Annotated in this window: 13 protein-coding genes and 1 riboswitch; of the genes, 6 read left to right on the forward strand and 7 right to left on the reverse strand. The window is 66.6% G+C overall.

Annotation, left to right across the window (positions count from 1 at the left end; all coding sequences use genetic code 11):
• Nucleotides 1-89: 89 nt before the first annotated feature.
• A complete protein-coding gene (locus tag OSH07_RS11285; protein WP_266338749.1) occupies nucleotides 90-506 on the reverse strand; it encodes a DUF3830 family protein in 417 nt (138 codons plus the stop codon).
• 159 nt (nucleotides 507-665) lie between these two features.
• On the opposite strand from OSH07_RS11285, the gene OSH07_RS11290 reads away from it, so the two are divergent.
• The 3 genes from OSH07_RS11290 (at nucleotide 666) to OSH07_RS11300 (ending at nucleotide 3,567) form a co-directional block, all read left to right on the forward strand.
• A complete protein-coding gene (locus OSH07_RS11290) occupies nucleotides 666-1,133 on the forward strand; it encodes a DUF992 domain-containing protein (protein ID WP_266338750.1) in 468 nt (155 codons plus the stop codon).
• A gap of 147 nt (nucleotides 1,134-1,280) precedes the next feature.
• A complete protein-coding gene (locus tag OSH07_RS11295; protein ID WP_266338751.1) occupies nucleotides 1,281-2,759 on the forward strand; it encodes a sensor domain-containing diguanylate cyclase in 1,479 nt (492 codons plus the stop codon).
• Nucleotides 2,760-2,946: 187 nt separating this feature from the next.
• Nucleotides 2,947-3,567, forward strand: a complete 621-nt coding sequence (locus OSH07_RS11300) for a hypothetical protein (protein WP_266338752.1) — start codon at nucleotides 2,947-2,949, stop codon at nucleotides 3,565-3,567.
• Between the two features lie 55 nt (nucleotides 3,568-3,622).
• Here the strand turns inward: OSH07_RS11300 and OSH07_RS11305 are convergent, their stop codons facing one another.
• Together OSH07_RS11305 and OSH07_RS11310 are read right to left on the reverse strand one after the other, a co-directional pair.
• The gene (locus OSH07_RS11305) at nucleotides 3,623-4,399 is read right to left on the reverse strand and encodes an SDR family oxidoreductase (protein WP_266338753.1); all 777 of its coding nucleotides are present in this window, start codon (nucleotides 4,397-4,399) and stop codon (nucleotides 3,623-3,625) included.
• A 9-nt stretch (nucleotides 4,400-4,408) separates the two neighbouring features.
• Complete coding sequence (locus OSH07_RS11310; RefSeq protein ID WP_266338754.1) at nucleotides 4,409-5,584, reverse strand: enolase C-terminal domain-like protein; 1,176 nt, start codon at nucleotides 5,582-5,584, stop codon at nucleotides 4,409-4,411.
• A 151-nt stretch (nucleotides 5,585-5,735) separates the two neighbouring features.
• Here OSH07_RS11310 and OSH07_RS11315 point away from each other — a divergent pair, with 151 nt between their 5' ends.
• Nucleotides 5,736-6,488, forward strand: a complete 753-nt coding sequence (locus OSH07_RS11315) for a FadR/GntR family transcriptional regulator (RefSeq protein WP_420909626.1) — start codon at nucleotides 5,736-5,738, stop codon at nucleotides 6,486-6,488.
• Nucleotides 6,489-6,539: 51 nt separating this feature from the next.
• Here OSH07_RS11315 and OSH07_RS11320 read toward each other — a convergent pair whose 3' ends face one another.
• Nucleotides 6,540-7,379, reverse strand: coding sequence for an SDR family oxidoreductase (locus tag OSH07_RS11320; RefSeq protein ID WP_266338756.1), 840 nt, complete (start codon nucleotides 7,377-7,379; stop codon nucleotides 6,540-6,542).
• Between the two features lie 130 nt (nucleotides 7,380-7,509).
• On the opposite strand from OSH07_RS11320, the gene OSH07_RS11325 reads away from it, so the two are divergent.
• Nucleotides 7,510-7,896 (forward strand): winged helix-turn-helix transcriptional regulator, encoded by a 387-nt coding sequence (locus OSH07_RS11325; protein WP_266338757.1) that lies wholly within the window; start codon nucleotides 7,510-7,512, stop codon nucleotides 7,894-7,896.
• Between the two features lie 138 nt (nucleotides 7,897-8,034).
• On the opposite strand, the gene OSH07_RS11330 is transcribed toward OSH07_RS11325, so the two are convergent.
• The 3 genes from OSH07_RS11330 to OSH07_RS11340 form a co-directional block, all read right to left on the reverse strand.
• Nucleotides 8,035-9,168: a ribonucleotide-diphosphate reductase subunit beta gene (locus tag OSH07_RS11330; RefSeq protein WP_266338758.1), complete on the reverse strand. Its 1,134-nt coding sequence runs from the start codon at nucleotides 9,166-9,168 to the stop codon at nucleotides 8,035-8,037.
• 203 nt (nucleotides 9,169-9,371) lie between these two features.
• Nucleotides 9,372-12,317 carry a ribonucleoside-diphosphate reductase subunit alpha gene (locus OSH07_RS11335; protein WP_266338759.1) on the reverse strand — a complete coding sequence of 982 codons (2,946 nt, stop codon included), beginning with the start codon at nucleotides 12,315-12,317 and terminating at the stop codon, nucleotides 9,372-9,374.
• 108 nt (nucleotides 12,318-12,425) lie between these two features.
• Nucleotides 12,426-12,638: riboswitch (cobalamin riboswitch) on the reverse strand.
• Nucleotides 12,639-12,708: 70 nt separating this feature from the next.
• Nucleotides 12,709-13,581, reverse strand: a complete 873-nt coding sequence (locus tag OSH07_RS11340) for an AraC family transcriptional regulator (protein WP_266338760.1) — start codon at nucleotides 13,579-13,581, stop codon at nucleotides 12,709-12,711.
• A 242-nt stretch (nucleotides 13,582-13,823) separates the two neighbouring features.
• Between OSH07_RS11340 and melA the strand changes: the two genes are divergently transcribed.
• Nucleotides 13,824-15,299, forward strand: a complete 1,476-nt coding sequence (gene melA / locus OSH07_RS11345; protein WP_266338761.1) for an alpha-glucosidase/alpha-galactosidase — start codon at nucleotides 13,824-13,826, stop codon at nucleotides 15,297-15,299.
• Nucleotides 15,300-15,342: the final 43 nt, after the last annotated feature.

Genomic DNA, 15,342 nt, shown 5'->3' on the forward strand with positions numbered 1-15,342 from the left:
TCGCTGTGGATGGCGGTGGCCGGCGGCGCGGCATCCAGCCCGGCGCGGCGGCTGGCGCCGCGCCGGGAATTCGTTGGAAAGCGGTCCGCTTATTCGGCCAGTTCGAAGACGATGTCCTGCGCACCCTTCCAGAGGGTGAGCTTGCCGAGCGCGACGAGGTTCTCGCGGCCTTCGGTGATCGTCAGGAAATGGTTGCCGGCGAGCTGGCCGACCTTCGACGAGAAGTCGACGCCGCCATAGGCGAGCAGGATCTCGGTTTCGCTGATTCCGCCGGGATAGAGGATGAACTCGCCCGGAGCCGGGTGGCTGGTGTGGTTCTCGTAGCCGAGGCCGAGGTCGAGATCGCCAAGCGGGATCCAGCAACCCTCGCCGCTCCAGCGGACATGGATGATCTTCTCGCGGTAGGGCAACAGCGACTTGAAGACGGCCGTCGTCTTCGGCGCGAGTTCTTCCTCGAGCTTGCCGTAGAAAGTGAACGGGCCGGCGGTAATTTTCAGCTTGGTCATTCGATCGCGTCTTTCTCGCTTCGCGCAGATTCTGTTCGTCGGCGGTCGCCGTTTCATCACAGTGACTTGATGGTCCGCCGCCCGCAACCGGTCCGGAAGACGGGAACGATGGCCGCGACCCGCCGTTTCCCCTGACTGTCACCTAGCACGAGGTTTGACATGTCCGCTTCCCTGAAAATCGTCATAGCAGCTTCAACGCTAGCCGCCATCTCGACGCTCGGAGCCGGCACAGCCACCGCCGCGACCCGCACCGGCACCCTCGTCTGCCGGGTAGCGCCCGGCATGGGCTTCATCGTGGGATCCAGCAAGAGGCTCGATTGCACCTACAACTCCAAGCGCGGCGCGGAGTATTACAGCGGCAAGATCAACAGGATCGGTCTCGACGTCGGCGTCACGACCGGAGGGCAGATCGTCTGGGCGGTGCTCGAGCCGTCCAGGCGGCACGGCGATCTCGCCGGGACCTACGCGGGCGCCACGGCGGAAGCTACGGCCGGCGTCGGGCTCGGCGCCAATGTGCTGGTCGGCGGCGGCAATGGCATCTCGCTGCAACCGCTCTCGGTTTCCGGACAGAAGGGGCTCGACCTCGCGGCCGGCATCGGTTCGGTAACGCTGAGCCGCACCCGCTAGCGCGACATCCGGACCCTAGCCAACCCGCATCATTTAGGGGATGGTCAACACAATTGTCATAAGCTGGGAACGCTGCTGCTTTGGGATGGGTCAACAAAGTGGTCATCCCAGGCTTTGGCCCCTCCCCGAAACGTGCGGGTTGGACCTATGCAGAGTGAGCCGAACACCGACAGCAAGATGTTCGACATCGCGCCGGTTTCGCTATGGGAAGAAGACTATAGCGGCCTGAAGGCGCTTTTCGACGAGTGGCGGCAGGCGGGGATCACGGATCTCGGCGCTTATCTGCGCGCCGACCTGTCGCGCGTGAAGAGCTGCTCAAGCCGCCTCCGCGTGCTCAAGGTCAACCGCAAGACGCTTTCCCTGCTAGAGGCGGACAGCCTCGAAGAGCTGGTCGCCAATCTCGGCAAGGTCTTTCGCGACGACATGCTCCACGCCCATGTCGACGAACTGGTCCAGCTCTGGAACGGGGACACCGAATTCACCAGCCATACCGTCAACTACACGCTGAACGGCAAGCGCCTCGACATCCAGCTGAAGGGCACCATCGTGCCCGGCTACGAAGCCGGCTGGGAGCGCGTGCTGGTGGCGATCGAGGACGTAACGGAGCGCGAGACGGCGCGCCGCGGCCTCGCCTCGAGCGAGCAATATGCCCGCGGCCTGTTCCACCACTCGCCCGTTTCGCTCTGGGTCGAGGACTTCTCCAGCGTCAAGCGGCTGATCGATGAGATCCGCCTGAAGGGAATCATCGACTTCCGCGTCTTCACCGACGTGCATCCCGAGTTCGTCACCCGCTGCATGAGTGAGATTCGCGTCATCGACGTCAACCGGCACACGCTGCAGCTTTTCGGCGCCGACGACATCGAGATGCTGCTGCTGCGCCTTGGCGACATCTTCCGCGACGGCATGAACCGGCCCTTCCGCGAGCAGTTGGTCGATCTCTGGGACGGCAAGCTGTTCCAGCAGCGCGAGGTCGTGAACTACGCCATCGACGGCAGGGAACTGCATCTGCACATGCAGTTCTCGGTCCTGCCAGGCCACGAGCGCGACTGGTCGCTGGTCCAGGTGGCGCTGACCGACATCACCGCGCGCAAGGCGGCCGAGGCCTATCTCGAATTCCTTGGCAAGCACGACGTCCTGACCAAGCTCTACAACCGCTCCTTCTTCGTCGACGAGCTGAACCGCCTGCGCCGTAACGGCCCGGCGCCGATCTCGATCATCATCATCGACCTGAACGGGCTGAAGGCCGCCAATGACCAGTGGGGCCACGCCGCCGGCGACGAACTGCTGCGCCGGGCCGGCGAGGTGCTGGGCAAGCTGGTGAGCGCGCCCGCCCATGCCGCGCGCATCGGCGGCGACGAATTCGCCGTGCTGCTGCCGGGCACCGACGAGGCCGGCGCCGAGCAGACGATCGAGGACATCCGCCGCCTGGTCGATCTCAACAACCAGTACTATTCCGCCACCAATCTGAGCCTGTCGATCGGCGCGGCGACGAGCACGCCAGGCGAAATACTGGAAGACGTGGTGAAGCGCGCCGACGCGCGCATGTACCAGGAAAAGCACCGCTATTACGGGCTGACGCCGCTGGAGAGCCGCCGGGAGGCGGCGCGCGCCGACGCCGACGTCTAGCTCCGAGCGGCATCCAGCAGGCGCACCGGAAGAAAGAAGCGCCTTCCGGTTGTGAAAAACCGCCGCAGGATGATCCTGGTCATCGCGGGGAAACCTTCTGTGCCTATACGATCACGGCAACGGATTGCGCGCCGATTCCCCGTGGGCGGCGCAGCGTCCGGATGACCGTGCATATCGAGGAAGCGAGATGACCCAGACGAGCCAAGACACGACCGGCGAAAACTTCGGCTATCAGGAGCGCGAGGCCGTCGCGGTCTTCGACAGCGAAGCCGCCCTCAACGCCGCCGTCGACGCGCTGATGCAGTTTGGCGTCCGCCAGGCGGATCTGAGCGTGCTGGCGCCGAGCGACAAGATCTCCGCCCCGGCCAGCGCCCTCGAAGACAAGGAAGACGCGCCGCGCGCCGCCTTCGTGACCAGCGATTCGCGCGTCGAAGGCGCGGCGGCGCTGACCGGCGGCCCGGCGTTGATCACCGGCCTCGGCGCGGCGCTCGTCGCCGGCACGGTCGGCGTCGCGATGATCCCGGCGCTGGCGGTGACGATCGGCGGCACGCTCGCCACCGGCTCGGCCGGCTTCCTGCTGTCGCGGCTGTTCGGCCGCAAGCATGCCGACGCGATCCACGAGCAGCTGAAGAATGGCGGCCTGCTCCTCTGGGTGCATGCTCCCGAGGCCAAGGACGACGAGCGCATCCTCGCCATCCTGCGCGACAATGGCGGCCGTGACGCTCATTTGCATGTCGTGCATCGCCGCTGGGGCACGGACGACGTGCCGTTCGATAACGCCCAGCCCGACCCGCTGCTCAAGCTCTGATACCGAAGTCCATCGATGCCGAAGTCCATCGCCTGGCCCCGGCCGGGCGATGGCTTCAGTCGTGATAGACGACGGAGCGGCCGCCATCCATGGTCAGCACCGAGCCGGTGCTGAAAGCGGATTCGTCGCTGGCGAGAAATACCGCCGCATGCGCGACCTGTTCCGGCGTACCGATGCGGCGGAGCGGGATCAGCCCCTCGATCCGCGCCCGTGCCGCGGCGGGATCCGGAAATTCCGCCAGCCAATCCCGGACCTTGTCGGTCTCGATATAGCCGGGCGCGATCGCATTGATGCGGATGCCCTGCGGCGCATAGTCGACGGCGAGCGCCCGGGTCAGGCCAAGCAGGCCATGCTTGGCGACCGGATAGGGAAACGTACCCGGGATGATCGAGAAGGCATGGGTGGAGGCGATGTTGACGATCGCGCCCCGCCCTGCCGCCAACATGGCGGGCAACACGGCGCGGATCATGTGCCAGGCGCCTTCGAGGTTGACGGCCATGCAGCGCTGCCAGGCCTCGTCGGATAGCTCGAGCGGATCGGCGAAGACGTTGATGCCGGCATTGTTGACCAGCACGTCGACCCGGCCATGGCGCGCGAGGATCGCCGCGACGGCCGCCTCGACCGCCGCGCGTTCCCCGATGTTCGCCACCGCCGTCATCGGCCGCGCTCCCGTCGCGCCGAGTTCGGCGGCGAAGGCGGCGAGCCCATCCGCGTCGATGTCGACCAGGCCGAGCTGCGCGCCCTCGGCGGCGAAGGCGCGGGCGATCGCCGCGCCGATGCCGCGCGCCGCGCCGGTGACGATCGCGACCTTGTCCGTGAGACGTCCCGTCATGACGCGCGCCTACCAGTCGACGATGGTGCCGTCCGGCAGGACGGCTTCGCGGGTCGGGAACGGCTCCTGCTTCCAGGGATGCTTCGCCGCCACGGCGAGATCGACCTCGACGCCGAGGCCGGCCGCCTGCGGCACCTGCCAGGCGCCGTCGACGCGCTCGATCGGCCCCTGCACGACGTCGAAATACCAGGGCACCGCGCCGGTCATCTCCTCCTGGATGATGACGTTGGGCGTCGCGACATCGAAATGCAGCGCCGCGACGCCGGCGATCGGCCCGAGCGGATTGTGCGGGGCGAGGCCGATGCCGGCCACTTCCGCCAGCGCCGCGATCCGGCGCGCCTCGCTGAAGCCGCCGCAATGGCAGAGATCCGGCTGCGCCACCGTCATCGTGCGCGCCTCGATATAGGGCGCGAATTCGGCGGCGCTCGTCAGCCGCTCGCCATGCGCGATGGCGACCGGCGAGGCGGCCGCGATCACCTTCATCGAGGCGACGTCGCCGGGCGGGATCGGCTCCTCGGCAAACATGACATTGAACGGCTCCAGCGCGCGCAGATAGGAGAGCGCGGCGCCGGCCGAGGCGCAGCGGCCGTGGAAATCGACCATCAGCTCGATCTCGGGCCCGACCGCATCGCGCAGCGCCGCCATGCTCCGGACGAAGTCGTCGATCGCGGCCGGCGTCGCCGTGTAGTGGGTGTAGGGCACGTTGACGACCTTCATCGCCTTGTAGCCCTGCTCCTTGACGGCAAGGCCGCGCTCGACCAGCGAGGACGCGTCCATCGAATGATAGACGGCGTCCATCTGGCCGAGGCCGAGATGGGTATAGACCGGCACGCGGTCGCGCACCTTGCCGCCGAACAGCCGCCAGACCGGCACGCCGAGCGATTTGCCGAGAATGTCCCAGAGCGCCATCTCGATGCCCGACAGCGCCGTCATGCCGATGACGCCGAGCGGCTGCCAGAAGCCGTGCTTCTTCATCGCGCGGACGGCGTTCTCAATGTCGCGCGGGTCATGCCCAAGCAGGATCGGTTCGAGATCGGCGATGGCGCCGACAATGGCGCGCGCCTTCCATTCCAGCGTCGCCTCGCCCCAGCCATGGAGCCCCGGCTGGTCGGTCAGGACGCGGACGAACACCCAGTTCCGCATCTCCGCATTGACGACATGCGTCTCGATGCCGGTGATCTTCATGCAAAAGGCCTCGATGCCGTCCCGGCCAGCGGGACCTGAAGGGAAAGCGCGGCGTCCGCGCCGCCGGGCGTTCAACCGCAGCACGCCGGACAGCATCGGAGGCTAGAAACAATGATCATACCCGTCAATCTTGTTGTATGATCATTTCATGATCGAAACCCGAAACAAGGCGGACGCCGTCCCTGGAGCGCCGCGCCGGACCCGGCCGCGCGTGCAGAACGAGATCGTGGCGGCGCTCGCCCGGTCGATCGCGACCGGCGCCCATCCGCCCGGAACGCGGCTGCCGCGCGAGCAGGATCTCTGCGCCCGCTTCGGCGTCAGCCGCACGGTCATCCGCGAAACGCTGAAAGTGCTGGAATCGAAGGGGCTGCTGCGCGGCAAGCCGCGCGTCGGCACGTTCGTGCGCGCCAAGGCCGAGTGGAACCTGCTCGATCCGGACATCCTGACCTGGCTCGGGGCCGATTTTCTCGACGAGGCGCTGCTGCGCTCGGTCCTCGAGGCGCGGCAGGCGATCGAGCCGATGGCCGCCGAACTCGCGGCCTCCCGGGCGACGCTGCAGGAAATCGCCGACATGGACGGGGCCTGGCGACAGATGGCGGGCGCGGCGGACACGGGCGCCTTCACGGCGGCCGACCTCCGCTTCCACGCGCTCCTGCTCGGGGCGAGCCACAACCCGGTCTTCGCCCGGTTCTCCGGCCTGGTCCACGCGGCGCTGGAAAAGGCGTTCGACGCGTCCAACCGCGCCGTGCCGGACCATGCCGAGACGCTCCGCCTGCACCGGGACCTGGTCGAGGCGCTGCGGCTGCGCGACGCCGCCGGCGCAAGAATGGCGGTCGAAGCCATCCTCGCCCGGGCCGAGCACGATCTCGCCCGCGTGCTGGACGCGGCGGCGGCAAGGGGCTGAGCCGGCGGCGATGACGCCGGCTCGGCTTTTGGATTAGGCGGTCAGCTTGGATCAGGCGGTCAGCGCCGCAGCGTTGTCAGCCGCATAGGTCTCGACCGAGCGCGGCGACTTGCCGGTGAGGGTCTCGACATCCTTCGTCACCACGGCCGTCCAGCCCTGGCGCACCGGGTAGAAGATCGAAGTCAGCAGGCGGGCATAGTCCTCCGGCACGCCGGCGCCGGTCAGGATGGCGATGAACGCGTCGTCCTCGACCGGGGTATAGGCGATCGGCTTGCCGACAACACCGGAAAGGATCGTCGCCGCCTCGGCATAGCCAAGTGCCTCGGGGCCGGTCAGGTTGAAGGCGCGGCCGTCGAAGCGGTCGGTGGTCAGCGCTGCCGCGGCGCTCTCGGCGATGTCGCGGACATCGATAAAGCTCGACTTGCCGTCGGCCGCCGGCACGGCGATCGCGCCATGATCGACGCCGGCCTTCCAGTAGGTATGGAAATTGTCGGCGAACCAGTTCGGCCGCAGGATCACATAGGGCACGCCGGATTTTTCGATCGCGATCTCGACCTGGCGATAGGGGATGGAATCGTCCGCCTCGACGCCGAAGACGCTCTGGAACACGATCTTGACGCCGCGCGCCACGGCCGCCTCGACCACCGGCAGCAGCAATTCCTTCGCCGCGACATAGCCGGCCGGCAGCATGACATAGGCGCGGTCGACGCCGTCGAAGGCCGGACCGAAGCTCGCCGGATCGGCATAGTCGAACACGACGCCCTCGGCGCCCTCCACCGGCTGGCCGGATCGCGACGCGGCCTTGACCGCCTCGCCCTTCGCCAGCAGCGCCTTCACCAGCGGCCGGCCGACATTGCCGGTCGCGCCGAGCACCAGAATCTTCTTCGTCATCACGATCATCCCAGTTTCGTTTGGAAACCTTGTTTCGATTTGCTACATACTGCGGATTGAGACAGTTATGAAGAGAGCACTTTCAGCTCACAAGGTTCCCTCGAGGATACCGGCTACCCGGAGAAGACGGATGGAAACGACAACGCTGCAGCGCGCCTATGACGTCTACGAGGATCGCTGCCCGACCCGGCTGGTGCTGGACCGGATCGCCGACAAATGGGCGCTTCTGATCCTCGACCGGCTCGATGGCGAACCGGTGCGGTTCAACCACATCCGGCGCGACATCAAGGGCATCTCGCAGAAGGTGCTGTCGCAGACGCTGAAGAAGCTGGAGCGCGACGGGCTGGTCTCGCGCACCGTCTTCGCCACCGTGCCGGTGACGGTCGAATACGCGCTGACGCCGCTCGGCCGCACGCTCACGGAGACCGTGGCGACGCTCGCCCACTGGGCCGAACGCAACATGGATGCCGTGCTGACGGCGCAGCGGACTTATGACGCCGCGGCGGAGCTGCGCTGAGGCTGCTCCTCCTTATCAAGGGGCGAAGCCCCTCCATTTCACCCCTCCCTGAGGGAGAGGTGAAATGGAGCGTGGAGGATAGAGGGGTGTGCCAAGCTGGCACCAACCCCGATCTCTCGTGGGCAAGGGTCTTCCTGATCAATCCCAGGCGAGCGCGCCGCCGTTCTGGTATTCGATCACGCGCGTCTCGAAGAAGTTCTTCTCCTTCTTGAGATCCATCGCCTCCGACATCCACGGGAACGGATTCTCCGTCTCCGGGAACACCGGCGCCAGGCCCAACTGGGCACAGCGGCGGTTGGCGATGAAGTGCATGTAGCTCTCGCAGAGCGCCGCGTTGAGACCGAGGAAGCCGCGCGGCATCGTATCCCGGCCATAGGCCGCCTCGAGCTCCGCCGCCTCGCGGATCATCGAGCGCAGCTCGTCCTGGAACGACGCCGTCCAGAGATGCGGGTTCTCCGCCTTGATCTGGTTGATGACGTCGATGCCGAAATTCAGGTGGATAGACTCGTCGCGCAGGATGTACTGGTACTGCTCGGCGATGCCGACCATCTTGTTGCGCCGGCCGAGCGACAGGATCTGCGCGAAGCCGGTGTAGAACCACATGCCCTCGAAGATGACGTAGAAGGCGACGAGATCACGCATAAACGCCTGGTCGGTCTCGGGCGTGCCGGTCTTGAAATCGGGATCGTCGAGATGCTGGGTGTGCTTCAGCGCCCAGGCCGCCTTGTCGGTGATCGACGGCACCTCGCGATACATGTTGAACAGCTCGCCCTCGTCGAGGCCGAGGCTTTCGACGATGTACTGGAAGGTGTGCGTATGCACGGCCTCCTCAAAGGCCTGGCGGAGCAGATACTGCCGGCACTCGGGATTGGTCAGGTGGCGATAGATCGCCAGAACGATGTTGTTGGCGACGAGCGATTCCGAAGCGGCGAAGAAGCCGAGATTGCGCTTGATGGCGCGGCGCTCGTCCTCGGTCAGCCCGTCCTTCGACTTCCACAGCGCGATGTCGGCCTGCATCGAGACCTCGGTCGGCATCCAGTGGTTGTTGCAGCCGGCGAGGTACTTTTCCCAGGCCCAGCGATATTTGAGCGGCAGCAGCTGGTTCACGTCGGCGCGGCAATTGATCATCGCCTTGTCGTCGACGGAGACGCGGCCGCCGGCGCGGTCGATGGCGCCGAGGCCGGTGGCATCGGCGACGGTATCCCCCTGCCCGGTAGTCGCGACAAGCGCGCCCGGCGCGGGAGCGGATTTGGGTTCGGACCAATCGAGCATGGTCAACTCCTTTGAAATTTTGGCTGCGCGGCACGGAGGCGCGCGACGACACGATTCTTCACCTCTCCCTGGGGGAGAGGTCGACGGCGAAGCCGGCGGGTGAGGGGTCGAGGCATTGCCGGGTGAGGCTGGAACCCCTCACCCGGACCTGCGGTCCGACCTCTCCCCATGGGAGAGGTAAAGCCCAGCCCCTCCCCCTGCCCTTACTGGCAGGCCTCGCAGTCGGGGTCGTCGATCGCGCAGGCCTTGCCCCAGGCTTCGCCGATCGGGATCGCGATCGGCTGGGGGGCCGGCTTGATCGCCGCCGGCACGACGATCGGCGCGGCGGCTGCCGGCGCGGTGGCGATCACCGCAGAGACGGCGTTCAACTTGCCGTCCGTACCCTTCAGCGTCGACTTCTCGACATGCGTCGCCGAGCGCGAGCGCAGGTAATACGTCGTCTTCAGGCCGCGCTGCCAGGCGAGCCGGTAGAGCGCGTCGAGCTTCTTGCCCGAGGGATTGGCGATGTAGAGGTTGAGCGACTGCGCCTGGTCGATCCACTTCTGCCGGCGCGCCGCCGCCTCGATCAGCCAGGACGAGTCGATCTCGAAGGCCGTGGCATAGAGCGCCTTCAGATCGTCCGGGATGCGGTCGATCGGGCCGATGCTGCCGTCGAAATATTTGAGGTCGGAGACCATCACCTCGTCCCAGAGGCCGCGCGCCTTCAGGTCGTGCACCAGGGCGGCGTTCACCACCGTGAAGTCGCCCGACATGTTCGACTTGACGTAGAGGTTCTGGTAGCCGGGCTCGATCGACTGCGCCACGCCGCAGATGTTGGAGATCGTCGCCGTCGGCGCGATCGCCATGGTGTTGGAATTGCGCATGCCGACGGTCTTCACCCGCTCGCGCAGGCCTTCCCAGTCGAGCACGGTCGAGCGGTCGAGATCGAGGCCGCCACGGGCTTCCGAAAGCAGCTCGACCGAGTCGATCGGCAGGACGCCCTGCGACCAGAGCGAGCCTTCGAAACTCGGATAGCGGCCGCGCTCGGCGGCAAGGTCGGTCGAGGCCGAGATCGCATGGAACGAGATCGCCTCCATGCTCTCGTCGGCGAAGCGGACGGCCGCCTCGGAAGCGTAGGGAATGCGCAGCGCCTGCAGCGCGTCCTGGAAGCCCATCAGGCCAAGGCCGACCGGACGATGGCGCAGGTTGGAGCGGCGCGCCTCCGGGATCGTGTAGAAATTGATGTCGATGACGTTGTCGAGCATCCGCATCGCCGTCTGGACGGTGCGCGCCAGCCGGTCGAGATCGAGGCCGTCGCCGACGATGTGGTGGGCGAGGTTGATCGAGCCGAGATTGCAGACCGCGACCTCGTCGTTCGAGGTGTTGAGCGTGATCTCGGTGCAGAGATTGGACGAGTGCACGACGCCGGCATGGCGCTGCGGCGAGCGGATGTTGCAGGGATCCTTGAAGGTGATCCAGGGATGCCCGGTCTCGAACAGCATGGTCAGCATGCGGCGCCAGAGGTCGGTCGCCTTGACCTCCTTGTGGACGCGCATCTCGCCGCGCTTCGCCTTCGCCTCGTAGCCCTCATAGGCGGTCTTGAAGGCGGGGCCGTAGAGGTCGTGCAGGTCCGGCGTCTCGTCGGGCGAGAACAGCGTCCAGACGCCGTCCTCGGCGACGCGCTGCATGAACAGGTCCGGCACCCAGTTGGCGGTGTTCATGTCATGCGTGCGGCGGCGGTCGTCGCCGGTGTTCTTGCGGAGATCGAGGAATTCCTCGATGTCGACATGCCAGGTCTCGAGATAGGCGCAGACGGCGCCCTTGCGCTTGCCACCCTGATTGACGGCGATCGCGGTGTCGTTCGCCACCTTCAGGAACGGCACCACGCCCTGGCTCTCGCCATTCGTGCCCTTGATGTGGGCGCCGAGGCCGCGCACGCGCGTCCAGTCATTGCCGAGGCCGCCGGAATACTTTGCCAGCAGCGCATTGTCCTTCACCGACTTGAAGATGCCGTCGAGATCGTCCGGCACCGTGGTCAGGAAGCAGGAGGAAAGCTGCGGCCGCAGCGTGCCGGAATTGAACAGGGTCGGCGTCGAGGCCATGAAATCGAACGACGACAAGAGGTCGTAGAACTCGATCGCCCGCGTCTCGCGGTCGATCTCGCGCAGCGCCAGGCCCATGGCGACGCGCATGAAGAAGGCCTGCGGCAGCTCGATGCGGGTGCCGCCGGTCTGCAGGAAATAGCGATCGTAGAGGGTCTGCAGGCCCAGGAACTGGAAGTTGAGGTCGCGTTCGGGCTTCAGCGCCGCGGCAAGGCGGGCGAGGTCGTAGCGGCCGAGCTCGGGATCGACCAGCTCGTGCTCGATGCCGACGCGGATGAAGGCGGGGAAATAGTCGGCATAGCGGGTCGCCATCTCGGCCTGGGTCGGCTGCGCCACGACGCCCTCGACGAAGGAGACGGCCTCGGCGCGCAGCATGTCGAGCAGCAGGCGGGCGCTGACAAAGGCGTAGTTGGGCTCGCTCTCGACCAGCGTGCGCGCCGCCATCACCGGCGCCAGCGCCAGCTCGGCCGGCGAGATGCCGTCATAGAGGTTGCGGCGCGTCTCGGCGAGGATCGCGGCGGCGTCGACATCGGCGAGGCCGGCGCAGGCCTCGTCGACCACGAGCTGCAGGCGGCGCTCGTCGAGCGGGCGGAGGATGCCGTCGGCGCCGCGCACCTGGAACAGCGGCGCGCCGGCGGGAACGGCCGCCTCGGCCGTGCGGCGGGCGCGGGCGCGCTCCTCGCGATAGAGCACATAGGCGCGGGCGACCTTGTGGTGCTCGCCGCGCATCAGCGCCAGCTCGACCTGGTCCTGCACGTCCTCGATATGCAGCGCGCGATCGGAGCCGACGCGGCGCGTCAGCGCGCTGACGATCTGGCCGGTCAGGTCGTCGACGATCTCGTGCACGCGGCGCGAGGCGGCGGCGCTGTTGCCCTCGACGGCGAGAAACGCCTTGGTGAGCGCGACGGCGATCTTGGCGGCGTCGAAGGGCGACACCGAGCCGTTGCGACGAATGACATGAAATGCCGGCGTGGCGGCGGCAGACGCCTTGGACGGAACCGGAACCGGCGAATGCGACGGGTTGGACGCGAGGGGTACGCTGCGGTCGGAATCGATCGTGAGTGACATCGGCTTCAGCCCAGATGTTGGAGCGGGGGCGAGCCGAAGCGAATAGAACGCGCGGCCCGAAAAAGGCCGCACGGTTCCAGCGCTCCACCGGGACACCCCGCCCGAGGACGTTTTCAATCTGTCGAGGCAGGTCTCCTGGCTCACGGGTCGTCGTTCTGCCCACCTTCCCGGAACCTCACGGTTCCAGTGGTCTCTCCGGACAGATACTCGCCGTTCACAGTTGCGGGGGCAGCTCCGGCTTCACCCTTTTCAGGGCGTCCCGGCATTCCCTCAAACTCCCGGATCTTGCGACTCGAAAGAGCCTCGACACGCAGATGTAGTGCGCTTCTCGGCTTTCTCCGTCAACATGTAGTTATTCTTGACTCACAACGAATCAGGTGGGCGGCCGGCCTCAGCAGGCGCTCGCATACATGCCGGTGGTGCGGAACTCGGTCGGACTGGTGCCGAAGAAGCGGCGGAACACCTTGGCGAAATAGTTGGAATCGTCGAAGCCGGACAGCACCGCGACCTCCTTCACCGACAAGACCTGCTGGCCGGCGAGCAGGCGGGCGGCGCGGCGCATCCGCTCCTGCAGCACGAACTCGGCCGGCGGCATGCCCTCGCTCGCCGCGAACATGCGCGAGAAATGCGCCCGGCTGAAGCCGGAGAATTCGGCCAGCTCCGGCACCGACAGCGGCTTGTCGAGATTCGCGAGGATGTGCTCGATCACGCGCTGGATGACGCCATTGTCGGCGAGCGAGGCGCCATGCGAGCCGAACACGTCGTCATAGAGCGCCGTCGCCGCCTCGTAGGCGATCGCCGAAGCCGCGCCGGGGGTCTCGCCGCCGCCCTCGACCAGCCGCAGGCTGCAATCGGCGAGGTGGTCGATGGTGTCGGGCCGGAGCCGCAGGATCGGCCCCGTGGCTTCCAGGATCTGGCGATGGATGCGGAGCGCTTCCTGCCCGTTCATCGAGATCCAGAAGAACTCCCAGGGCGTGCCCGGCTCGACGGAATAGCAGTGGTTGTGCGGCACGATCACCAGCATCGTCTCGCCCGCGCCGACGCGATAATTGCGCCGCTCATAGCGCAGGTTGCCGAAGCCCGAAACGGTGTGCTGAAGCACGGTGAAAGGGGTCTGGCCGCGCTTGCGGCCGTCCCAGCTATAGCTCGCGTCGCTGCGCGTCTCGTAGCCCGTGCTGGTCGGCATGGTGTGCAGCCTGTGGCGGCCGCGCGGCAGCGAAACCGTCTTCATGACCGGGGCGCGAAGCGCCAGTTTGTCGAGCATAAAATCACCCGCGAAAGCACAAATTCTCTCTGGTCCGTGCCTGAACCTTGCGCATACTAGCCTCACGCAGAGCGACCGGGCGAAGAAAAAGAGCAGCCGGATGAGCCAATACCACCCAAGGCTGCCAGCGCCCTGCCGAATTCGAGGCAATTTCGAACCTTTTCTGAATGCCCCATCGCGCCGCGCGGCCTGGCATAGCGCCGCTGGCGCGACGACCGCCCCCGAGGAACCCCAGAAACGCCATGTCTAGTTTCAAGATCGCCATTATCGGCGCCGGCAGCGTCGGCTTCACCAAGAAGCTGGTCTCCGACATCCTCTGCGTGCCGGAACTGCGCGAGGTCGAATTCGCGCTGACCGACATCAGCGAGCACAATCTCTCCATGGTCCGCCAGATCCTCGACCGCATGGTCGCGGAGAACAAGCTGCCGACCCGGATCACGGCGACCACCAACCGCCGCGAGGCGCTGGCCGGCGCCCGCTACGTGATCAGCTGCGTGCGCGTCGGCGGCCTCGAAGCCTATGCCGACGACATCCGCATCCCGCTGAAGTACGGCGTCGACCAGTGCGTCGGCGACACGATCTGCGCCGGCGGCATCCTCTATGGCCAGCGCAACATCCCGGTCATCCTCGATTTCTGCAAGGACATCCGCGAAGTCGCCGAGCCGGGCGCGCGCTTCCTGAACTACGCCAACCCGATGGCGATGAACACCTGGGCGGCGATCGAATACGGCAAGGTCGACACGATCGGCCTCTGCCACGGCGTGCAGCATGGCGGCGAGCAGATCGCCGAGGTGCTCGGTGCCACCGACGAGAGCGAGCTGGAATTCATCTGCTCGGGCATCAACCACCAGACCTGGTACGTCGACATCCGCTTCCGCGGCCGCAAGATCGGCAAGGACGAACTGATCGCCGCCTTCGAGGCGCATCCCGTCTATTCGCAGCAGGAAAAGGTCCGCATCGACGTCCTGAAGCGCTTCGGCTTCTACTCGACCGAGAGCAACGGCCACCTGTCGGAATACCTGCCCTGGTACCGCAAGCGGCCGGACGAGATCCATCGCTGGATCGACATGTCGAACTGGATCCATGGCGAGACCGGCGGCTATCTCCGCCACTCGACCGAGACGCGCAACTGGTTCGAGACCGACTTCCCGAAGTTCCTGGAAGACGCCGGCAAGCCGCTCGATCCGAAGAAGCGCTCGAACGAGCATGCCAGCCACATCCTCGAGGCGCTGGAGACCGGGCGCGTCTATCGCGGCCACTTCAACGTCAAGAACCGCGGCATCATCGCCAACCTGCCGGAGGATGCGATCATCGAGTCGACCGGCTTCGTCGACCGTTTCGGCCTCAACATGACGGCCGGCATCCGCTTGCCGGAGGCCTGCGCCGCCACCTGCCTGTCGTCGATCAACGTCCAGCGCATGGCTGTGCATGCCGCCGTCACCGGCGACGTCGAGCTTCTGAAGCTCGCCGTGCTGCACGACCCGCTGGTCGGCGCGATCTGCCAGCCGGACGAGGTCTGGCAGATGGTCGACGAGCTGCTGGTCGCCCAGGCGCGCTGGCTGCCGCAATACGCCCACGCCATCGACGACGCCAAGGCGCGGCTCGCCAACAAGACGGTCGCGACCCGCGACTGGCAGGGCGCCGCCCGGCGCGAAGTCCGCGGCATCGAGACCGTCCGCGCCGAGCGGGCCAAGGAAAGGGCCGAGGCGGCGGAGTAGCCGCCGGCCCGACAGCTGGATCCGGCGCGGCGGGAGGAGCCAC

Source organism: Kaistia nematophila, from assembly GCF_026343855.1.
In the GTDB taxonomy this organism is placed as follows: Bacteria; Pseudomonadota; Alphaproteobacteria; order Rhizobiales; family Kaistiaceae; genus Kaistia; species Kaistia nematophila.